The sequence below is a fragment of the Enterococcus sp. AZ077 genome (assembly GCF_051714965.1).
In the GTDB taxonomy this organism is placed as follows: Bacteria; Bacillota; Bacilli; order Lactobacillales; family Enterococcaceae; genus Enterococcus_B; species Enterococcus_B hirae.
The window spans coordinates 2,762,239-2,782,821 of sequence record NZ_JBIOSX010000001.1 but is presented as its reverse complement, the minus strand read 5'-3'; the positions used below and the strand labels follow the sequence as shown (position 1 = coordinate 2,782,821).

The following is a 20,583-nucleotide window of genomic DNA, read 5'->3' as shown; positions in this document are numbered from 1 at the left end:
CATTTTGAGGGGGAGCATTATGTTAGATTTATTACAAAAATTTGTTGATCTCGGATCAATCGTTGTATTGCCAATCTTAATTTTTGTTTTTGGTTTGATTTTAGGAACGAAACCGAGTAAGGCTTTTATTTCAGCATTAACGGTTGGTGTTGGATTTGTCGGGTTGAATTTAGTTATCGATTTATTGACCAATAGCTTAGGACCAGCAGCACAAGCGATGGTTGAACGTTTTGGACTAAACTTAACAACCATTGACGTTGGTTGGCCGGCAGCAGCTGCGATTTCTTATGGAACCGTTTTAGGTAGTTTGGCGATTCCAGTAGCTATCGTAGTCAATGTGTTATTAATTATTGTTGGCTTAACAAAAACACTGAATGTTGATATTTGGAATATCTGGCATGCAGCATTTGTTGCTTCACTTGTCTACGCAGTAACGAATGACTTTGCAATGGGCATGTTGGCAACGGTTATTTATACAATGATGATTTTATTGTTTGGCGATATTTTAGGACCAATCATCAATAAATTCTATGGATTTCCAAATATTACCTTCCCACACGGAACAGCAGCACCTGGGTTTGTTTTTGCCTTACCTTTAAATTGGTTATTCGATAGGATTCCAGGATTGAAAGATTGGCATGCAGATCCAGAGACGATTCAAAAACGGTTTGGCATCTTTGGTGATTCAACAGTCATGGGCTTTTTAATTGGTTTGGTTATGGGAATTTTAGCTGGATATGATGTTGCGGGAATCGGTCAATTAGCGGTGAAAACTGGTGCTGTAATGGTCTTAATGCCTAAAATGGTGGCACTTTTAATGGAAGGCTTAACACCTATTTCAGAATCAGCAAATTCATTTGTTCAAAAACGTTTCCCAGGAAGAGAATTATATATCGGGATGGATGCCGCATTGTCAGTAGGGCACCCAGCTGTATTGTCTTCTTCGTTAATCTTAGTCCCAATCACGATTTTATTAGCAGTAATTTTACCAGGTAACACAACCTTGCCTTTCGGTGATTTGGCAACTATTCCATTCTTAGTTTGTTTGATGGCAGCTGTCTTTGGTGGAAACATTATTCGAACAATCTTAGGTGGGACGATCTACATGGTCACCATTTTATACATCACTTCATGGGTGGCACCATTTTTAACAAAAGCAGCACAAGCGGCAAACTTTGATTTACAAGGACATTCATCAGTAACTGCGATGGCAGAAGGTGGACTGTGGACAACACTTCTATACGTGGGTGGTGCAAAACTATTTGGTTACTTTGCCCTAGTCGGAATTGGTCTGATTATTACAGGTTTACTATTCTACGTGAATCGCATTTTACCTAAAAGAGCAGCTAAACAAACTGAAGCTTAATACAAAATAGGAGAGATGACAGATGAAAAAATTATTAATTATGTGCGGAACAGGTGTGGCTACTTCAACAGTGGTAACAGGAAAAGTAAAAGAATGGTTGAAATCAAAAGGACTCGAAAATGAAGTGAAACTATATCAATCAAAAGTTGCTGATGAGATTGGCAAAATTGATGACTACGATATTGTGGTCAGTACGACCGTGGTTCCTGACAACATTAAAGATAAAGTAATTATGGGGCTTCCTTTATTAACCGGAATTGGCATTGATGGGTTGTTTGACGAAATTGAAGCGAAGATTAAAGCCTAAAAAATACTTGAAAAGAAGGTAATCAAATGTTAGTTACAACGAAAGAGATGTTTGAAAAAGCGCAAAAAGAAAACTATGCGATTCCGGCAGCAAACTTTTTTGATTTAGATTCTGCAAGAACCTTTGTAGAGGTTGCAGAAAAAATGCAAAAGCCATTAATTTTAGCCTTTGCACAAGCGCATATTGAAGAATGTCCTCTTGAAGAAGCAGCATTAATTGCAACATATTTAGCCAAAAAAGCAAGTGTGCCAGTAGCACTTCATTTGGATCATGGACAAGATGAAGAAATCATCAAGCAAGCAATCGAGCTTGGGTTCACTTCTGTGATGATAGATGCTTCGCAGGATGAGATTGAAACAAATATTCGTCGTTCAAAGGCGGTTGCGGAATATGCTCATGAAAGAGGCGTTGTGGTAGAGGCTGAGATTGGACACGTGGGAACGGGAAATAGTTATGAATTTAAGGAAACCACGGACACCATTTATACCGAAGTGGAGGAAGCAGCACGTTTTGCGAAAGAAACCGGCGTCGATTCATTGGCAGTTTCGATAGGCACGGCTCATGGGCAATACAAAGGAACACCGAAAATCAGCTTTGAGCGGTTGGAAGAAATTAAAAATGAAGTTTCAATTCCATTAGTGTTGCATGGGGGCTCATCATCTGGTGATGAAAATCTCCACAAATGTGCTGTTTCAGGGATCAATAAAATTAATATCTTTACTGATTTTATCACAGCAGCAATGGATGTAATTAACGAAGAAAAACCTGAGGATTATTTTACACTTAAACGATTAGCGAACCAAGCGATTGCGGATACGTTATCGCATTATTACGAAGTATTTGCAACAAAATAGAGGAGGGTTCTCATGAGAACAGTAAGAAAACCATTTTTTGTGGTTAATCCTAAATCTTATTTGTATGGTGAACAGGCATTGGAACTAGCAAAAACAGCGGATCAATTAGCTGCAGCATACGACATCGATATCATTTTTACTTGTCAACATGTTGATGTTCGGCTGATTAAGGAAGAGACAACGCAGTTGATTGTGAGTGTTCAACATATCGATGGGATAGTCCCTGGTAGAGGGATGGGACACGTTTTACCTGAAGGCGTTGTAGCGGCTGGAGCAGAAGCGACCTTTCTTAATCACGCAGAACGTCCTTTATCGGTTAGTGAGCTGTGCGATGCCGTCAAGCGAGCAAAGGAACTTGGTCTATTGACTATTGTTTGTGCAAATTCTTTAGAAGAGGCGAAGCTCGTAGCTTCCTTGAAACCTGATGTGATGGTTTGTGAGCCTACGGAATTAATAGGTACAGGTCAAGCAAGTGACATTTCTTATATGATTCAAACCAATGAAGCTGTACGCAAGATGGATCCTGAAATTTTTGTTCTGCAGGCAGCAGGGATTTCAACGGTAGCAGATGTTCGCAAAGCACTTGATTCGGGGGCTGATGCAACGGGTGGAACCAGCGGGATTGTTTGTGCCAAAGATCCTGTGGACACATTGAAAGCGATGATTGAAGAAGTAAGTAAATGGAAAAAGGAGCAATCGACAAAATGATAACTTATACTGAGCAACTTGTTTTGACTTCAAATGGACAGCGAGTGACGTATCATAATATTACCGAACAAGTAAAAGAAATTGTGGCAAAAAGTGGGATAAAAAATGGCATTTGTCTTGTTCAGTCGCCACATACTACTTGTTCAGTTATTTTTGAGGAATTCATGCACGATTTGGATTTTAATGGGGATGAATTTTTGCAGGTTGATTTAAATCGGATTCTTGATCGGATCATTCCTCGAGAATTAACGGAAAATACCGATTATCGTTATCCTGGTCCGAAGCATCTTGATTTCTTGCTGTCCTTAGATGATCCAGACTATGCTGGTGATGCTGGAACGATTTTAAATGGAGATGCACATATCCGAGCATCATTCTTCGGAGCAAGTGAAAATTTCATTGTCAAAGAGGAAACATTAATGACAGGAGCTGTCGGCTCGATTTATTTCATTGATTTTGATCAAAACCGTGTTAGAAATCGAAAATGTCATATTTTAGTAATGGGTGAATAGAAAAGTAATAAGAAACAAACATTTGGGAAACTAATTGAATGATCACACCTATAAAAATTAATACGAAAGATAATAGTTAGTTCATTCCGTTTTTTTGGTTAAACTACTAAAATTCATCATAGAGAATACTATAGGGAAACAAAAACTATTTAGTTTAGAAAAAGTATAGCCAGTTATCTGATCGGTAAATAAGATCATTGGGAAGACCTTGCTTAAGGCGTTCTTCTCAGTGATCTTAATTTATTGTTATTTAAATCCATCCTTGCTTTATTGCAAAATTTATCGCTTCAATTCGTGAACGTGATGCTGTTTTGCTTAGAATAGCAGAGATGTAGTTGCGTACAGTTCCCTCACTTAAAAATAGAGTTTGGGCAATTTGTTGGGTGCTGATACCGGTTTTTAACAACGTTAAAATTTCAAGCTCTCTTGGGGTTAAAGGGTTTTTTTGAGTAATGAATGATTGAATAACCAATCCAGGTGAAAAAATCGTATCACCCGCCATGATTGAGCGGATCGAACGAATAAGTTCTTCACTGGGACTATCTTTTAGCATATAACCGTTGACATTGTTCTGTAAAGCTTGCTGAAAATAGTGTTCTTGCGCAAAGGTAGTCAGAACCATAATTCTCACATCCTGTTTTAATAAACGAAGCTGCTTAGCAATTTCCAAGCCAGTCAACTTAGGCATTTCAATGTCTAATAAAACGATATTTGGTTTCAATTTGATGATGTCAGATAATGCCGTATCACCATCTGTTGCAGAACCAATAACTTCAAAATCTGTTTCAAGATTCAAAATCATCGTTAATGCAGTGTTCAATAATTGTTGATCCTCTGCCAAATACAATTTAATCATGCTCATTCTCCTTAGGCAACGAAATGACAATCTTTACTCCTTGTGTTCCAGTGATCGTCAACTGTCCTTTTTCAGTTTGAATCCGTTCTTTCATTCCGCTGATTCCATAGCCGGTTGATTTTAGTTGAGTGAATCCTTGTCCATTATCTTGAATGGTAATAAAATAGGTGTCTATATTCTCGGTAAAATCAATCATCGCAATACTAGCTTTGCTGTGACGAATCATATTTGTGATGGCTTCTTTAATAACTGCGGATACTGTATGTTGAATGTTCGTCGGCCATTTTTCGGCTAGTTCCTCTCCTACAGAATGAAGCTGAATATTGGTAAGAACTAAATTTTTTTCTTCTTCTAGCATCGTTTGGGCAATTGTCCGCTCTTGTAAATTTGAAACGATCCCACGAACTAATGATAAGTTTTTTCGGGAAGTCTCAGCAATATCATGTAATTCATTGGTTGCTTGGCGTGAATCAATTGCTATTAATTTCTCCGCTAATTCAGCCTTTAATGAAATGATGGAAAACGCTTGGCCTAAATGATCATGGAGATCACGAGCAATACGATCTCGTTCATTTTGGCGCACAACTGCTTCTAAACGTTTATTTTGTTGGTTGAGGCGATAGATCCTCCGATAAGATTCCCCTACCGACTTAGCTGCTAGTGGTGTAATAATAGCAGCTATGATAGTGATACCTACATTAATGTAACTGGATGAATGGGTGAAACGAGTGGTCCACAACATAGCGCCAAGACTAATCATGACGCTTACATAATAACCAGTCAAATAATGATAGAATAAACGTTTGGTTACTGGCAGGGAGCCAATCTCCCAGGCAACGAAAATAAAGAGATATCCATTTTTTTGAAAGATACCAAATAAGCAGGCAATCAATAATTGAAGGAAAACGTCCCATGTTAAAAATTTATGAACTTCATAGCCATCTCGGTAAGCTTTTAAAAAAATAACTAAAAGTAATATAAATAACCAGTCAAACCAAGAATTAAGGGGGAACAATGAATAGATCGTCGGTATTAAAAATACTAACCAGAAATAAGGTGCAATGCCGAATCGTTTTGGGAAAAATATGTGCTTTTCGAAAAAACTCATATGGTAGAAACCTCACTTTTACTTTGAAAAAAGACGACTACTTTGAACAGTACGAATAAAATAATCGTCCAAACTAAGAGTACCCCAAAACTAACAAAATTAAAACGTTGATAATTGATAAATCTTCTTAAAATTACAGCTGTTTGATAAGTTGGTAGCCAGTGTCCAACCTTTTGTACCCATGGGGGCATTATGCTAAGTGGCCACCATAGTCCGCTTAAAATTGCCATGGGAAAAACGATGAGATTACTAAGCAAATTTACTACGTTATCTGAACCTAATAGAGAGATGATCATTCCAATCAATATAAGTGGGAATGATAACAATGGAACGAGGAATAAAAGACCTATTAAATGAAACCAATTAATTGTTAGCTGATTTACTAAAATTCCAGTCATTATTAGTGCCAAAATCGAAAGTATATTTAACGATAGAAAGACGATTAACATCGATAGATAATATTGTGATTTTGAACCTGGACGTAGTGCTACAAATAAATCGAACTTTCTAGTATGATCTTCTAACAGAGTATGTGCGACTGTCATAACAGAACTAATCAATGAGCTATACACCATCATACTAATCATATAAGCGATATTCCATGTTTTCGAAGCTGCTGGTTGTGTTATTACCTGAGTAAATATAAGGTAAAAGCCTGTTGGCATGGCGATACTGAATAAGAGGAAGCGCAAGTTACGAAATACGATGCGTTTATAGTTGATTTGAACTTGAAACAAGAATTTTTTCATTTACCGCTACCTCCAATTACTTTTTGAAATAAAGAAGCCAACGAATTTTGCTGAATGGCTAATTCGTCTAATTGATTAAGATAAGGAATTAAAGCTTCCATCACTACGTTTGGCTCATCAGTTATTAATTGAAGCTGCTGATTAGTTTTTAAACATTCTTTAACAGCTGAAATGGATGTGAATGTTTCTTTTGGTAATGGAGTGGTAAATTGGATGGTTATATGACCACTTTTTTTCCGCAATGATTTCAAGGTACCATCGTATACTAACCTAGTATCTTTTAAAATAAGGATTCGATCTGCAATCTGATCTAGTTCCTCCAGATAATGGTTAGTGATAAAAAAAGTCTTTCCATTTTGCTTCAAACGGTCAATACTTTCCCAGAATGATTGTCGACTATTACTATCCATTCCAGCAGTCGGCTCATCTAAAAAAATTAGTTGAGGGTTTCCTGCCATAGTTGTTGCAAAAGTCAACCGACGTTTTTGTCCGCCAGACAATTGATCTAAGTAACACTTCTCCTTTTCTTTTAAGTTGGCTAAGCGAATCAAGGCTTCATAAGATAATGGGTTGTGATAGTAACTACGAGCAAGATTTAAACACTCTTTGACGGTGACTCGTTCGAGTGACAAGTTTTGTTGCAACATTACACCGACTTTGTCACGGACTTTCCTGATATCTTGGGTTCCCATCACATAAGTAGTCCCTGAATTTGGTTGAATCAATTGGTTAAGTAGATTGATCAGAGTGGATTTTCCTGCACCATTTTCTCCTAATAGTGCGACAGTCTCTCCGGGTGCAATCTGAAATGAGATATTATCTAAAACGGTTGTCCGGTTATACACCTTCGATAAGTTTTGTACATCGATTATTGGATTCATATTCTTTCCTCCTGCTGATGTTATCTTAGCTATTTTTTGAGTTGTAAAACAGTCATGGATGTCATCAGTTGGACATGACAATTGTCATGTCTAAAGAACACAGAAATGTAGACTGCTGACTGAATAGTCAAAAAGTTGTTATTATTAATTAAAGAAGTGGAGAAAAGCTAAACTACCTTGTTGATTGTTCATTATGGAAACTCTTTTCACTTATATCTACTATTAAATTTCGCTAATTTTGATGTGGGGGAGGACTTTTGTTACTTGGCAACCAACTGATTTTTTTCGGAAGTTTGTGATTCATGGGGCACGTAAATTACTTTTATCAGACGTTCTACGGTATAATAAATGACGAACATGTTTCATTCATTTTCCTCTTACAACCAATTGAAAGCGTTTGTATTTTTGATTCAAGAAAGATACTTAGATGCTTGGAGTATACTTTCGTTGATATCATTGATTGGAAAACGATACCTGATGCGCTTGTCACTAAAGTTTTTCCTGACAAGTGTGCATTTGGTGGTGTTCTAACTTCGTTTACTAAAGCAATTGAAATAAATTTGAGATGAAAAAGGAGCGGATAGGATGGCTTTTCCAGAGAATTTTTTATGGGGCGGTGCATTAGCAGCCCATCAATTTGAAGGTGGTGTAATTGGAACGTCAAAAGGGCTTTCGGTGGCTGACGTGATGACAGCTGGCTCACATGGTGTACCTCGAGTAATTACAGATGGAGTTGTGGAAGGTAATTATTATCCCAATCATGTAGGGATTGATTTTTACCATCGCTATAAAGAAGATATTGCACTGTTTGCTGATCTTGGGTTCAAATGTTTTCGTACATCGATTGCTTGGTCACGTATTTTTCCAAATGGAGATGAGCTGGAACCTAATGAAGAAGGTCTTCAATTTTATGATGATGTCTTTGACGAGCTGTTGAAATATGGGATTGAACCGGTTATTACATTGTCCCATTTTGAAATGCCCTATCATATTGCCAAAGAATATGGTGGATTTATGAATCGTCAAACGATCGATTTCTTTCTTAAGTTTGCAGAAGTGGTATTTGAGCGCTATCAAAATAAGGTGAAATACTGGATGACATTCAACGAGATCAACAACCAAATGAACTATTCAAATGATATTTTTGGTTGGACCAACTCAGGGGTTCATTTTGGCGATTATGAAAATCCAGAAGAAGCGATGTACATTTGTGGCCATCATACGTTAGTTGCTTCTGCTAAGGCGGTTAAACTAGGAAAATCAATTAATCCAGATTTTGAGATTGGGAATATGATTGCGATGGTTCCTATTTATCCATTTTCTTCTCGACCAGCGGATCAAATCTTAGCGCAACAGATGATGCATGATCGTTGGTTCTTCTGTGATGTACAAGTTCGTGGACACTATCCAAATTATGCCCTTAAAATGTTTGAGCGTAAAGGGTACCAGATCGATATAACAGAAGCAGATCGACAAGCACTCGCTGAAGGTACAGTGGATTATATCGGTTTTTCATACTACATGAGTAATACGGTCGATTCGCAAGTCCATCAAGATGTTTCAACGAATGTTAGTGGTGGAAGTACGTACTCCGTAACGAATCCATTTATTAAGGAATCCGACTGGGGGTGGGCGATCGATCCAGAAGGTCTCCGTTATTCATTGAATGCTTTTTATGAGCGTTATGAACTCCCATTATTTATTGTTGAAAATGGGTTTGGTGCCATTGATGTTTTGGAGGCGGATCACACGATTCATGATCCTTACCGTATCGAATATTTACGTAGTCATATCCAAGAGATGGAAAAGGCGATCAATGAAGATGGTGTCGTGCTTTTGGGTTACACGCCGTGGGGTTGTATTGATTGCGTGTCATTTACAACAGGGGAGATGAAAAAGCGTTACGGTTTTATCTATGTTGATCGGAACAATGATGGTTCTGGTACGCTAGAAAGGTATAAAAAAGACTCCTATGATTGGTATAAGCGGGTAACAACCTCTAATGGAACAGAGCTTTAGACGAGCAAACATGTAAATAGACCACAAAAAATCAGCTGGTTGTTTTCAAATCAGCTGATTTACTATTTATTTGTATTAAATTGAAAGAGAGTAAAAAGTTTATGCAAGTTGACCAACCTTATTTATAGAACCGTTTTTATTTTTTCCCATAAGTGATCCAGATCCATTGTTCCGTACTCTGCTTTAGAAATAGCTATCACTGGTATCTGAGGGAATTTCTTTTCAATTTCTTCTTTGGCATAGGCAAACGTTGGGGTTAGTAAAATAATATCTGCTTCCGAGGCGTGTTCGTCTATCTGACTTGCTTCATATATTTTAAGAGCCCAAGGTTGATTTTTTTCTCTTAAAAACTTCGCTAATTTCATTTCTAAGAACTGGGTTTGCAAACTACCATTGGTAGAAATAAAATTAAAAGACAGATCAAAAATGACAATAGTTTTCATTTTTTGTTCCGCATGTTTTTGAGGATTGTTCATCGAAGTAGTAGCCATTTGTTTTCTTCCTTTCGTTTCACCTATTCGTTATCTCTAGTATACGACAATTATTTTGTAAGCGCTATTTTAAGTTAGTGGAAATAAGTGTGCTTTTTCTTTTAATTTCATTTCATATAGCTACATAGTGAATAAATTGAATAAATATGAATAAACAGCTATTTTATGTTGAACTTTCATTATTCAGCTCATAAAAGGTGTCAAACAATGCTATACTTTATCCAATGGAAAACAGAATAGGAGAAAAATGTATGGATCAAAAAACATTTATTGTGCTATTGATTTGTGGCGTGATCGTTTTGCTCATTGCTCTAGATTTCAATGCGCGTCGAAAATTAAAAGAAAGTGTCCATCAGAAATGGGGAAGAGTGCCTTATCAACCTCGATTTGATAAAGAAAAAAGTTTAAAGGAAGCGTGGCTCACAGAAAAAGAATTTCGTTCATGGTCAAGTGAAGTGGATGACTTGACGTGGTACGATTTGGATATGTTTGAAGTTTTTGAAGGCATCAACCTGACATACTCTAGTATTGGTTCAGAAGCTTTATATCAACGGCTGAGGAGCTTTAACTTTGGAAAAGATCAGCGATTAGAAAAGTTAATTGCTTTTTACCAAGAAAACCCTCAAACAAGAGAAAAAATCCAATATCAATTTGCACGACTAGGGAAAAAAGATGGTAATTTTACGAAGCAATATTTAGCGGATGGCCAAAGTAAACAGATCGGACATGTCGGCTTTTATACTTTTTTAGGTCTCTTACCGATCATTGGTTTAATTTTATTATTATTTGGACAAGTCTTAGGTATCTATCTAGCGATTGGTAGTTTGATTTTTAACACACTTTATTATCAAGTCAAGAAACAGACATTAGAAACTGAGATTAATAGTATGGGTTACCTAGTCTCAACGATCTCAACAGCGAATCAAGTAGCAAAGATTGCTACACCGGTTCAAGGTGAATTACGGCAAAATGTTAAACCATTAAAAGATATTCCTAAATTTGGGTTTTCCTTTCGAGTTAAAAGTGGGTCGGAAGCAGAAATTTTATTTGATTATGTCAATATGATGTTCATGTTGCCGTTTATTTCTTATCACTTTGTTATTAGCAGGTTAGAGAAAAAAACGAAAGAGGCAATGAAGGTTTGGGAATTATTGGGAGAAATGGAAGTAGCGGCTGCAGTTCTCAACTACCGTACCTACATGCCTATTACCTGTCAGCCAGAATTTACGGATAATGGCGTAGAGGCAGAAGACCTCTATCATCCTCTCTTGAAAGAAGCGGTAGTGAACCCGGTAGATTGGCATCAGAACATTTTAGTGACGGGCTCGAATGCTTCAGGTAAATCTACTTATGTGAAAAGTATTGCGATCAATTGTATCTTAGCACAGACGATCCAAACAGCCCTCGCAGAAAAGTTTACCTTGCAGCACGGTCACGTACTGACTTCTATGGCGATCGAAGATGACTTGTTTGCAGGAGATAGTTATTTTGTTTCAGAAATCAAATCGATTAAACGTCTACTAGATCAAGTGGAAAAAGGGGAAAGATGTTATTGTTTTGTGGATGAGATTTTAAAGGGAACCAATACGATCGAACGGATTGCTTCTTCTGCAGCAGTAGTAAGATGGTTGGCAGATTACCCTTCACTAGCTTTTGTGGCAACTCACGATATTGAATTGACTGAGATCTTGAAAAATGAATGTGAGAATGTCCATTTTGAGGAACAGGTCACAGCAGAAAAAGGAATCAGTTTTGATTTTAAATTAAAGCAAGGTCCAGCAAAAACCAGAAATGCGATTGCATTATTGAAAGTCTTAAATTATCCGGAAAAACTAGTTGCGGATGCAAAAGAAGCAGCAACATTTTTTGATCAACATCGAAAATGGGAGATTTTTGACTAAAACGTACGGACTTAATATGTCAGGCTTGAATGGTCTGTCGCAAACTCATTTTAAAGCAAAAAAGGAAGAAAGCGTACCTTTTCCTGATGGAGAAATCATGCTTTCTTCCTTTTTGGACATGGATAAAAGGATTCGATTTATTTTAGTAGAACAACTGATCGAAAGAAGATGAAATGATTGATTTTATATTGGATGCTCGAATACATAAAATTCTATTTTTATTTTGAAAACTTTATTCATTTTCTTTCAATCATTCCATGTTACAATAGAGAATCAGATGGAAAAAAGGAGATCGTTAAAAAAATGACACAGGCTCTTGAAATAAAGAATTTAAAAAAAGTATACGCAACGGGAGTTGAAGCGTTGCGAGGGATTGATTTAACGGTGGAAGAGGGCGATTTTTATGCCTTGCTTGGTCCTAATGGTGCGGGGAAATCTACGACAATTGGGATCATCACTTCACTTGTGAATAAAACTTCTGGTGAAGTAAAAGTGTTTGGTTATGACTTGGATACTGATTTGGTTCGTGCCAAACAACAAATCGGATTAGTACCGCAAGAATTCAATTTTAATCCTTTTGAAACAGTTCAACAGATCGTAGTGAATCAAGCAGGATATTATGGTGTTTCACGACAAGAAGCAATCAAGCGTAGTGAAAAATACCTTAAGCAATCCAATCTATGGGAAAAAAGAAATGTTCGTGCACGCATGCTTTCTGGTGGGATGAAACGGCGACTGATGATTGCTAGAGCATTGATGCATGAACCGAAACTATTGATTTTAGATGAACCTACTGCAGGTGTAGATATTGAACTAAGACGTGAAATGTGGGAGTTCTTGCGAGAATTAAATGAACAAGGTACCACGATTATTCTAACGACTCATTATTTGGAAGAAGCCGAAATGTTGTGTCGGAATATCGGGATTATCCAATCAGGTGAATTGATTGAAAATACAAGTATGAAATCATTACTTTCTAAATTACAATTTGAAACGTTTATTTTTGACTTAGCACCGTATGAACAAGCGCCAGTTCTACAAGGGTACACTAGTACGTTTGAAGATGATCGGACCCTTGCTGTTGAAGTAGAACGGGATCAAGGGGTCAACGGAATCTTTGATCAATTAAGTGAACAAGGGATAAAAGTGCTTTCGATGAGAAATAAATCGAATCGCTTAGAAGAATTATTCTTGAAAATCACGGAAGAAAATGGTCATGTGGAGGAAAAAAATGTTTAGTCTTTATTTTACAGCTTTAAAAAGTTTAGCCATCAAGGAAACCAATCGCTACTTGCGGATTTGGGTCCAAACACTGGTTCCACCAGTGATTACCACCTCACTTTATTTTGTGATCTTTGGGAAAATGATTGGCGGACGTATTGGTGATATGGGTGGATTTTCCTACATGGAATTTATTGTTCCAGGGTTGATCATGATGTCCGTTATCACTAGTTCTTATTCCAATGTTTCGTCCTCATTTTTTTCTCAAAAATTCCAGAAAAATATTGAAGAAATTTTAGTTGCGCCCGTTCCCACACATGTGATTATTTGGGGATTTGTGATTGGTGGACTGGGACGTAGTATCTTGGTCGGGGCGTTGGTAACGATGATTTCGCTATTCTTCGTTCCGCTAAATGTCTTCTCTTGGGGCATCGTGATTGTTACTTTGCTGATGACCTCGATTTTATTTTCACTAGCGGGTTTGATCAATGGTATTTTCGCACAGTCGTATGATGATGTGTCGATCGTGCCGACCTTTGTCCTTCAGCCATTGACATACCTCGGTGGTGTCTTTTATTCGATCTCTATGTTGCCACCAATCTGGCAGGCAATTTCTAAAGTTAATCCGATCGTTTACATGATTTCAGGATTTCGTTATGGGTTCCTTGGAACGACAGATGTACCCATCATGGTTTCGATCACGATTCTTGTGTTATTTAGTTTAGTGCTTTATTCACTATGCTGGTATTTAATCAATAAAGGTAGAGGGTTAAGAAGCTAGAGTTTGTGGAATGATCAAAAAAACTTATTCTATTTTCTACAGAAACGGATTGACTTGATCAAATTTTTGGTAATAGACAAGAAATAGTTGAGTCTAGGATAGATGCTTATCCTAGACTTTTTTTGTTCGATTAAAGGACTTCCTCATACAAATTTAGACGATCTACTCTTAAATTAACTAAATATAATATGTTAAAATGATAACTAAACTTTAGTTTTTAGTGTTTTATCTAGTATAGAAAAATAAAAAGGGGATATGGAATGACAATTGAATTTCGCGAAACGACGTTAGCTGATGTGCCAGCCGTCATGAAAATCATTAATGAAGCAAAACGGTTGTTAGCTTCCGCTGATAGTCCGCAATGGCAAAATGGTTATCCAAATGAAGAAACGATCAGGCAAGATATCGAAAAAACATGGTCTTATGTTTTGGTAGTCGATGGAATCATTGCTGGAACATTAGCCTTACAAAAAACACCTGATAAAAATTATCAAGAAATCTTTGAAGGAAGTTGGGAAAAAGCTGATGCGCCCTATACAACAATCCATCGCATTGCACTAGCTGATGCATTTCGCGGACAAAAGCTGGCTTACCGACTCGTTGAGTATGCAGAAGCAGAAACAAAGGCCTTAGGAATGGCACAAGTAAGAGTTGATACGCACAAAAAGAATACTAGTATGCAACGTATCATGGCTCATTGTGGGTTTGAGTTACGTGGTATCGTCTATGTTGACGATGAGATAGACAATGAACGATTGGCGTATCAAAAATTGCTTTAGTAAAGGAAGCAGTGGTTTTGCTTCTTTTGTTGATTCCTAGTATAATGACTCTGTTTTTTAGAATAGTGAACGAAGAGTATTACATGGCGAAACTACAATGAAATGGAGAGTTATCAGTGAAAGAAAATTTTTGGGCAGAATTACCGAAGCCCTTTTTTATATTAGCACCAATGGAGGATGTCACAGATGTGGTGTTTCGACATGTTGTGCAGGCGGCAGGAGCGCCCGATGTGTTTTTTACAGAATTTACAAATTCCGATAGTTTCTGCCATCCTGATGGTAAAGAAAGTGTCAGAGGTCGCTTGACATTTACCGAAGATGAACAGCCGATGGTTGCTCATATCTGGGGTGATAAACCAGAATTTTTTAGACAAATGAGTATCGAACTAGCAGAAATGGGTTTTAAAGGGATCGATTTGAATATGGGATGTCCGGTTCCTAACGTTGCTGAACGTGGGAAAGGGAGTGGCTTGATTCTTCGTCCGGAAGTTGCAGCGGAACTGATCGAAGCAGCGAAAGCAGGAGGATTACCTGTAAGCGTCAAGACAAGAATCGGCTATACAGAACAAGAAGAGTTGGAAGGTTGGTTGAGTCATTTATTGAAACAAGATATCGCCAATCTTTCTGTTCATTTACGTACGAGAAAAGAAATGAGTAAAGTAGATGCTCATTGGGAGTTGATCCCTCAAATCGTAGCATTAAGAGATCAACTTGCGCCACAAACGTTGCTTACGATCAATGGCGACATTCCTGATCGGCAAACGGGCTTGGAATTAGTTGAAAAATATGGTGTAGACGGGATTATGATCGGTCGTGGGATCTTTAAAAATCCTTTTGCTTTTGAAAAAGAACCAAGGGAACATTCAGCAACTGAATTGATTGATCTTTTACGTCTGCAATTAGATCTCCAAGACCAATATGCCAAAGAAATCCCCCGTTCAATGACTGGGCTACATCGTTTCTTTAAAATCTATGTCAAAGGATTTCCGGGCGCAAGTGACTTACGTGTTCAATTAATGAATACTAAATCGACCGACGAAGTCAGAGCGCTTTTAAATGCTTTTTCTAATCAAGAGTAACCGATGAAAATTTCAAGAATACTGTATTCTGTTTGTATTTTTGAATCTTATAAAAGAAATCAGAGGTAGATAAAATGCCGAATGATCCGAATGAATTTTCGTGATCATTGGGCTTTTTTTTGTAAAAGTAGTTATTTAATGAGAAAATTGAATGGCAAATGAGACAAAAGTAGCATCTTCGGAAATAAGCTGAAATTTACCAAAAATTTGAGAAGCACCAAGTAGGTAACAATCAACATCAAAAACTAGTTTTTGTGTTTCTTGTCAATTTTCGGAAATTCCTTCTTATTTCTTGATGCTAAACACTTTTGTCTCAACCTCTTTGAGCATATTAGTTTATCACTTGATAAATTTTGCGTTATCATTAAATTTATCAAGTGATAAAAAAGGTAAGTAGGTGATCCCATGAAAAAAATTATTGTCATTGGGGCGGGAGTAGCTGGATTAAGTGCCGCAGTTCGGTTGCAAAAGCTAGGATATGAAGTCACACTGTACGAAAAAGATCGTCAAGTTGGCGGGAAAATGAATCAAATCAAAACGGCAGGATTTACCTTTGATTTAGGACCAACGATTGTGATGATGCCAGAAATTTATCGGGAAGTATTTGAATTTTGTGGGAAAGACCCCGATGACTACATTCCAATGAAAAAAGTTGATCCAATGTTAAAACTGTATTTCAACAAAGAGGAACCAATCGAGTTTTCCAATGATTTAATTGAATTGACAAAGACGTTGGAAAACATTTCGCCAGAAGATACACAAGGTTATTTCGCATTTTTAGCAGATATCTATCAGCGATATACGATTGCAAAAGAAGCCTTTATCACGAAATCATTTCGTGGTTTTTGGGATTTTTATAATCCTAAATCATTATGGGCAGGGATCCGCTTGCGGACATTCAGCGATGCGTATACGTCTATTTCTAAATTTGTGAAGGATGACCGTTTGCGTAAATCATTGGCTTTTCAAACACTTTATATTGGGGTATCGCCTTATCAAGGACCCTCTTTATATACGATTATTCCAATGATCGAATTATTTTATGGTGTTTATTTTATTGAAGGTGGAATGTATACGTTAGCGACTTCATTGGCTCGATTGTTTGAAGAATTAGGTGGAAAGATCGTTTACGAAACATCAGTAGATGAAATCCTAATTGACAATAAGATTGCTAAAGGGATCCGAATCGGGACAGAACAAGTGATGGCTGATGCTATTGTATGTGGCGCTGATTTTCCTTATGCGATGAAGGAATTAATTCCTGATGAAAGAAAACGGGGAAAGTATACAAATAAAAAAATCGCTAAATTTGAATATTCATGTTCTTGTTTTTTGATGTATCTTGGCTTAGACAAGAAATACCCAGAGGAACACTTGCATAGTATTTATTTTGCAGAAGACTTTAAACAAAATGTTGATGATCTCTTTGAACGAGGAAAGTTACCAGATGATCCATCTTTTTATTTGTACCGACCGTCATTGATGGATGATTCGCTTGCACCTGAGGGTCAGGAAGGCTTATATGTCTTAGTACCAGTGCCAGAATTGTCAAAATATGAGAAGTGGACGGAACAAACGATGCAAGCCTATCGCCAAAAAATCATCCGATTGCTCAAAGAAAAGACGATTTTTAAGGATATCGATGAGCATATCGTATCCGAAACATTGATCACGCCCAAAGATTTTTCTGAACGTTTCAATGCTTATAATGGAGCGACTTTTGGCTTAAAACCGACATTGAAACAAAGTAATTATTACCGCCCGCATAACAAATTTTCTGCAGCAGAAAATTTATATTTTTGTGGGAGTAGTACCCATCCTGGCGCAGGGGTACCAATTGTTATGCAAAGCGCAAAATTAGCGGTAGAGGAGCTGTTGAGAGATGATAACCATTAACAATGATCCTTTTCAAGAATACCAAAAAGATTTTGCCTATTGTGAATCAATCATCAAGAAAAATTCAAAATCGTTTTACCTGGCTTTCTCACAGTTGCCTAAACGAAAAGCTCAAAGTGTCTATGCCGTGTATGCGTTTTGCCGACGTGCAGATGATTTGATTGATCGCGACAACAATCAAGCGGGATTGAGACAGTTAGAACGGCAATTGCTAGATTTTAATGAGGGAAAGGTTCCCAACGATCCAGTCTGGCGTGCGCTATCAGTGGTCTTTGACAATTTCCCCATGGTAACCGCTCCTTTTTTTGATATGCTGACTGGTCAACGAAAAGATGCTGATTTTAAGCAACCAGAAACAAGAAAAGATCTTGAAGAATATTGTTATTACGTTGCAGGTAGTGTAGGTTTGATGTTGCTTCCGCTTTTAACTGAGCGCCCAGCTGACATCGTTGTACCAGCTAAAAAATTAGGAGAAGCGATGCAGTTAACGAATATTTTACGAGATGTTGGAGAAGATTATCAAATGGGGCGAATCTACCTGACAAAAGAAGACATGACTAGATTTGGGGTGGCAACTACCATGTTAAAAGAAAAGCAAGCCCAAACACAATTAGTCGCTTTATGGGAATCACTGGCTAAGCAGGCTGAAAACTTATATGAAGAATCATTTGAAATGTTTCCTCTTATTACAGAAGATTGTCGTCAAGCACTTGCCAGTGCTGCGTTTATTTATCGTGAGCAATTAAATATCGTGAGAAAACAGCATTATTCTTTATTTGATAATAAGAATAAAGTTAGTCATTATCGAAAAGTACAGCTTTTAAAAGAGGTCAAAAGTTATCTCAAAAGCTATTGAACCGTCTGATTATTAAAGAACCGAATATAAATTCAATATTGTTGTTTTCAAACGATCATTAGTTGAAAAAATTGAAAGCAATGAGCCCGAGACCAAAAAGGTTGTCGGGCTTTTTATCACTGTTTTGTTACATAGGTCTTTCTATGCGAGAAAAATTTTCAGATAAAAATAAAGATTTAGCGGAATATTTTAGAACTTGTCGTATATTATTCATGACCAAGGTAATAGTTTTACCAACTAAATGCTAGGAGGATGGAAGAATGGGACCAATTGCAGTTACGCCTGATCAATTAAAATCACAAGCGAAGATCTATCAGCAATCAGCGCTCCAAATACAAGAGGCTATCCGAAAAGTAAATACGATGAACCAGCAAATTGCTCATAATTGGAAAGGACAAGCTTTTCAAGCATATCTTGATCAGTATCACCAGTTAGAAGGTAGCGTTAAACAAATGACACAATTATTTGAAAGTATTTATGAGCAACTCAACAACTATGCGAATACCGTTTCAGAACGGGATCGTCAAGATGCTCGGAATTTTGGGTTGCTATAGCGTTTATCAGTAAAAACAAATCTTCGTTTGACTTGTACCCATTAAAACAGCAAATGTCAGTTGTTTTTTAGCTATTTTCATTTGGTTTTTGTTTTGATTCCTTGACTTTGAATGTAAAAAATAAGCCATACATGAAAAAAGGGGTAACTCAATGAAACAGGGAATAGTCATTGATATTTGTTTACAAATCGAACAGCAAACGATCGACTTGCAAATACCTAGGGAAATAACCATTAGGCGCTTAAAGGAATTATTTGTGAACGCGCTTCAGGTTTCTTCGATCGTGCTACCGGCTGCGTTCGATTTAGAAGTGACAAATAAATCAATACGATTGAATGAAGAATTTCTTTTATCAGATTATCCAATTAGTCATGGTGACCAATTGTTAATCAAGCCACGTATCCTTAATGGTGGTGATAACAAGTAATTGAAGAGCGGAAAGGATGTATTTGAAAAAGAAGGTATTAAAATAACCGATGAACGAGTGGAAATTCAGCTACAAGCGAATCAATATGCGCTGGATCAGATCGAACAATATACATTTTTTTTAAAACCTAAAAGAAATTTATTGGCAGGTGACGTTAGCTATTTATCTACAGAAAAATTAATCATTCAATACAAAAAAACAAATCAAATGAAGTGTTTCTCACAGGTTTTGATTAAATTAGATTTTTACCAACGATTATTGCTTGCCCAAAAAGTCAATCAATTGTGTGATTTTATGAATGGACCGATCCAACCATTGCTTCATCCCGATAATTTGTTTCTGTTTGGAGAAGAGATTTTTCTTGCACATCGAGGGTTTATGCAAGTTATCGCTCCATATACGGTCACTGAAAATGATTTTCTGAAGCAATATCGGGCACTGGTGCTGGCTATCTTATATCCTAATTTGAGTTATGAGAGTTTAAATGGAGGAAGTGAAGGATTAACAGATGACTTGTCGAAATTGCTCCATGGAGCAAAAAATGTAACAGAAATCAATCAGATTATTAGCGACCAAATCGAAACACAAAAGGAGATTCGAGCGACAGAATTACGTGTGGTCAGTAGGAAAAATTACTTTATTTTTAAATGGGGTAGCCTTTTATTCAGCTTGTCAACCATCCTTTTTGCTTTATTAACAGGAAATTATGCGTTTTATCAATTACCACAGATAGAACGGAGCGTGGATGCACAAGCAAAATATATAGCCAAGGATTATGCAGGTGTTTTAACGGCTTTAGCAGATGTATCCCCCAGTTTGTTTTCTCAAAGTATCAAATATATAGTGGCTGTTAGTGTCATTCAATTAGATCATTTAACTTCATTAGAAAAAACAGCTATTTTAAATCAATTATCTCAAGAGTCAAGTGAGAATCGTTTGCTTTATTGGATTTACATTGACAGAAATAATCTCCAACAGGCATTGGATATCGCTCAAAACATTGGAGATGAGCAGTATCTTTTGCATGTCTATACTAAGTTATATCTGACAGTAAAAATGAACGATCAAATGAGTGGTGAAAAAAAGCAAAAATTACTAAAAGACTATCAAGAAAAAATTAGTCAATATAGCAAAAAGCCAGGAGAGAATAAATCTGAAAATCCCACAAAATAAGACACTATGCACCGAAAATCAGATGAATATCAGTCTTTCCATCCTTTTTGATCTCTTTTATTTTG

The 20,583-nt window shown here is 37.0% G+C and carries 22 protein-coding genes; 17 read left to right on the top strand and 5 right to left on the bottom strand.

The window, feature by feature from the left end; genetic code table 11:
* The first annotated feature begins 19 nt into the window (after positions 1–19).
* Genes IGL28_RS12915 through IGL28_RS12895 form a run of 5 tightly spaced genes read left to right on the top strand, consistent with a single transcriptional unit; the run spans position 20 to position 3,747 of the window.
* Positions 20–1,366 (top strand): PTS galactitol transporter subunit IIC, encoded by a 1,347-nt coding sequence (locus IGL28_RS12915; RefSeq protein WP_034700117.1) that lies wholly within the window; start codon positions 20–22, stop codon positions 1,364–1,366.
* Positions 1,367–1,388: 22 nt separating this feature from the next.
* Positions 1,389–1,673 carry a PTS sugar transporter subunit IIB gene (locus IGL28_RS12910; protein WP_010720673.1) on the top strand — a complete coding sequence of 95 codons (285 nt, stop codon included), beginning with the start codon at positions 1,389–1,391 and terminating at the stop codon, positions 1,671–1,673.
* A gap of 26 nt (positions 1,674–1,699) precedes the next feature.
* Complete coding sequence (locus tag IGL28_RS12905; protein WP_081128970.1) at positions 1,700–2,527, top strand: class II fructose-bisphosphate aldolase; 828 nt, start codon at positions 1,700–1,702, stop codon at positions 2,525–2,527.
* Positions 2,528–2,539: 12 nt separating this feature from the next.
* Positions 2,540–3,235 (top strand): triose-phosphate isomerase, encoded by a 696-nt coding sequence (locus IGL28_RS12900; protein ID WP_081128968.1) that lies wholly within the window; start codon positions 2,540–2,542, stop codon positions 3,233–3,235.
* Positions 3,232–3,747 carry a YjbQ family protein gene (locus IGL28_RS12895; RefSeq protein WP_034700170.1) on the top strand — a complete coding sequence of 172 codons (516 nt, stop codon included), beginning with the start codon at positions 3,232–3,234 and terminating at the stop codon, positions 3,745–3,747. Before IGL28_RS12900 ends, IGL28_RS12895 begins: the two co-directional genes overlap by 4 nt.
* A 250-nt stretch (positions 3,748–3,997) precedes the next feature.
* On the opposite strand, the gene IGL28_RS12890 is transcribed toward IGL28_RS12895, so the two are convergent.
* Genes IGL28_RS12890 through IGL28_RS12875 form a run of 4 tightly spaced genes read right to left on the bottom strand, consistent with a single transcriptional unit; the run spans position 3,998 to position 7,341 of the window.
* A complete protein-coding gene (locus IGL28_RS12890; RefSeq protein ID WP_081128967.1) occupies positions 3,998–4,603 on the bottom strand; it encodes a response regulator transcription factor in 606 nt (201 codons plus the stop codon).
* Positions 4,596–5,711 (bottom strand): sensor histidine kinase, encoded by a 1,116-nt coding sequence (locus IGL28_RS12885; RefSeq protein WP_034700105.1) that lies wholly within the window; start codon positions 5,709–5,711, stop codon positions 4,596–4,598. The genes IGL28_RS12890 and IGL28_RS12885 overlap by 8 nt, the downstream gene beginning before the upstream one ends.
* On the bottom strand, positions 5,708–6,460 hold the full coding sequence (locus IGL28_RS12880) for an ABC transporter permease (protein WP_081128965.1): 753 nt from the start codon (positions 6,458–6,460) through the stop codon (positions 5,708–5,710). Before IGL28_RS12880 ends, IGL28_RS12885 begins: the two co-directional genes overlap by 4 nt.
* Positions 6,457–7,341 carry an ABC transporter ATP-binding protein gene (locus IGL28_RS12875; RefSeq protein WP_081125499.1) on the bottom strand — a complete coding sequence of 295 codons (885 nt, stop codon included), beginning with the start codon at positions 7,339–7,341 and terminating at the stop codon, positions 6,457–6,459. Before IGL28_RS12875 ends, IGL28_RS12880 begins: the two co-directional genes overlap by 4 nt.
* A 585-nt stretch (positions 7,342–7,926) precedes the next feature.
* On the opposite strand from IGL28_RS12875, the gene IGL28_RS12870 reads away from it, so the two are divergent.
* A complete protein-coding gene (locus IGL28_RS12870) occupies positions 7,927–9,360 on the top strand; it encodes a 6-phospho-beta-glucosidase (protein WP_034866477.1) in 1,434 nt (477 codons plus the stop codon).
* 122 nt (positions 9,361–9,482) lie between these two features.
* Here IGL28_RS12870 and IGL28_RS12865 read toward each other — a convergent pair whose 3' ends face one another.
* Positions 9,483–9,851: a hypothetical protein gene (locus IGL28_RS12865; protein ID WP_063627656.1), complete on the bottom strand. Its 369-nt coding sequence runs from the start codon at positions 9,849–9,851 to the stop codon at positions 9,483–9,485.
* A 251-nt stretch (positions 9,852–10,102) separates the two neighbouring features.
* Between IGL28_RS12865 and IGL28_RS12860 the strand changes: the two genes are divergently transcribed.
* The 11 genes from IGL28_RS12860 (at position 10,103) to essB (ending at position 20,518) form a co-directional block, all read left to right on the top strand.
* Positions 10,103–11,752, top strand: coding sequence for a MutS-related protein (locus IGL28_RS12860; protein ID WP_081128964.1), 1,650 nt, complete (start codon positions 10,103–10,105; stop codon positions 11,750–11,752).
* On the top strand, positions 11,745–11,924 hold the full coding sequence (locus tag IGL28_RS12855; protein WP_053765963.1) for a hypothetical protein: 180 nt from the start codon (positions 11,745–11,747) through the stop codon (positions 11,922–11,924). Before IGL28_RS12860 ends, IGL28_RS12855 begins: the two co-directional genes overlap by 8 nt.
* A gap of 131 nt (positions 11,925–12,055) precedes the next feature.
* Positions 12,056–12,991, top strand: coding sequence for an ABC transporter ATP-binding protein (locus tag IGL28_RS12850; protein ID WP_081128991.1), 936 nt, complete (start codon positions 12,056–12,058; stop codon positions 12,989–12,991).
* Positions 12,984–13,754 carry an ABC transporter permease gene (locus IGL28_RS12845; protein WP_010720659.1) on the top strand — a complete coding sequence of 257 codons (771 nt, stop codon included), beginning with the start codon at positions 12,984–12,986 and terminating at the stop codon, positions 13,752–13,754. The genes IGL28_RS12850 and IGL28_RS12845 overlap by 8 nt, the downstream gene beginning before the upstream one ends.
* A 260-nt stretch (positions 13,755–14,014) precedes the next feature.
* Entirely contained in the window at positions 14,015–14,533 is a 519-nt protein-coding gene (locus tag IGL28_RS12840) for a GNAT family N-acetyltransferase (protein WP_081128962.1), read from the top strand.
* Between the two features lie 116 nt (positions 14,534–14,649).
* A complete protein-coding gene (locus IGL28_RS12835; protein ID WP_010720657.1) occupies positions 14,650–15,612 on the top strand; it encodes a tRNA dihydrouridine synthase in 963 nt (320 codons plus the stop codon).
* Positions 15,613–16,017: 405 nt separating this feature from the next.
* Positions 16,018–17,508: a phytoene desaturase family protein gene (locus tag IGL28_RS12830; RefSeq protein WP_081128961.1), complete on the top strand. Its 1,491-nt coding sequence runs from the start codon at positions 16,018–16,020 to the stop codon at positions 17,506–17,508.
* Positions 17,495–18,364 (top strand): phytoene/squalene synthase family protein, encoded by an 870-nt coding sequence (locus tag IGL28_RS12825; protein ID WP_010737250.1) that lies wholly within the window; start codon positions 17,495–17,497, stop codon positions 18,362–18,364. The genes IGL28_RS12830 and IGL28_RS12825 overlap by 14 nt, the downstream gene beginning before the upstream one ends.
* 260 nt (positions 18,365–18,624) lie before the next feature.
* Positions 18,625–18,918, top strand: coding sequence for a WXG100 family type VII secretion target (locus IGL28_RS12820; RefSeq protein ID WP_010720654.1), 294 nt, complete (start codon positions 18,625–18,627; stop codon positions 18,916–18,918).
* A gap of 151 nt (positions 18,919–19,069) precedes the next feature.
* The gene (locus tag IGL28_RS12815; RefSeq protein WP_010720653.1) at positions 19,070–19,345 is read left to right on the top strand and encodes an EsaB/YukD family protein; all 276 of its coding nucleotides are present in this window, start codon (positions 19,070–19,072) and stop codon (positions 19,343–19,345) included.
* Entirely contained in the window at positions 19,346–20,518 is a 1,173-nt protein-coding gene (gene essB, locus IGL28_RS12810; protein ID WP_081128959.1) for a type VII secretion protein EssB, read from the top strand.
* The last annotated feature ends 65 nt before the right edge of the window (positions 20,519–20,583 follow it).

Coding starts and splice junctions, on each gene's coding strand:
- IGL28_RS12915 (WP_034700117.1), top strand. CDS start 20: ATGTTAGATTTATTACAAAAATTTGTTGATCTCGGATCAATCGTTGTA.
- IGL28_RS12910 (WP_010720673.1), top strand. CDS start 1,389: ATGAAAAAATTATTAATTATGTGCGGAACAGGTGTGGCTACTTCAACA.
- IGL28_RS12905 (WP_081128970.1), top strand. CDS start 1,700: ATGTTAGTTACAACGAAAGAGATGTTTGAAAAAGCGCAAAAAGAAAAC.
- IGL28_RS12900 (WP_081128968.1), top strand. CDS start 2,540: ATGAGAACAGTAAGAAAACCATTTTTTGTGGTTAATCCTAAATCTTAT.
- IGL28_RS12895 (WP_034700170.1), top strand. CDS start 3,232: ATGATAACTTATACTGAGCAACTTGTTTTGACTTCAAATGGACAGCGA.
- IGL28_RS12890 (WP_081128967.1), bottom strand. CDS start 4,603: ATGATTAAATTGTATTTGGCAGAGGATCAACAATTATTGAACACTGCA.
- IGL28_RS12885 (WP_034700105.1), bottom strand. CDS start 5,711: ATGAGTTTTTTCGAAAAGCACATATTTTTCCCAAAACGATTCGGCATT.
- IGL28_RS12880 (WP_081128965.1), bottom strand. CDS start 6,460: ATGAAAAAATTCTTGTTTCAAGTTCAAATCAACTATAAACGCATCGTA.
- IGL28_RS12875 (WP_081125499.1), bottom strand. CDS start 7,341: ATGAATCCAATAATCGATGTACAAAACTTATCGAAGGTGTATAACCGG.
- IGL28_RS12870 (WP_034866477.1), top strand. CDS start 7,927: ATGGCTTTTCCAGAGAATTTTTTATGGGGCGGTGCATTAGCAGCCCAT.
- IGL28_RS12865 (WP_063627656.1), bottom strand. CDS start 9,851: ATGGCTACTACTTCGATGAACAATCCTCAAAAACATGCGGAACAAAAA.
- IGL28_RS12860 (WP_081128964.1), top strand. CDS start 10,103: ATGGATCAAAAAACATTTATTGTGCTATTGATTTGTGGCGTGATCGTT.
- IGL28_RS12850 (WP_081128991.1), top strand. CDS start 12,056: ATGACACAGGCTCTTGAAATAAAGAATTTAAAAAAAGTATACGCAACG.
- IGL28_RS12845 (WP_010720659.1), top strand. CDS start 12,984: ATGTTTAGTCTTTATTTTACAGCTTTAAAAAGTTTAGCCATCAAGGAA.
- IGL28_RS12840 (WP_081128962.1), top strand. CDS start 14,015: ATGACAATTGAATTTCGCGAAACGACGTTAGCTGATGTGCCAGCCGTC.
- IGL28_RS12830 (WP_081128961.1), top strand. CDS start 16,018: ATGAAAAAAATTATTGTCATTGGGGCGGGAGTAGCTGGATTAAGTGCC.
- IGL28_RS12825 (WP_010737250.1), top strand. CDS start 17,495: ATGATAACCATTAACAATGATCCTTTTCAAGAATACCAAAAAGATTTT.
- IGL28_RS12820 (WP_010720654.1), top strand. CDS start 18,625: ATGGGACCAATTGCAGTTACGCCTGATCAATTAAAATCACAAGCGAAG.
- IGL28_RS12815 (WP_010720653.1), top strand. CDS start 19,070: ATGAAACAGGGAATAGTCATTGATATTTGTTTACAAATCGAACAGCAA.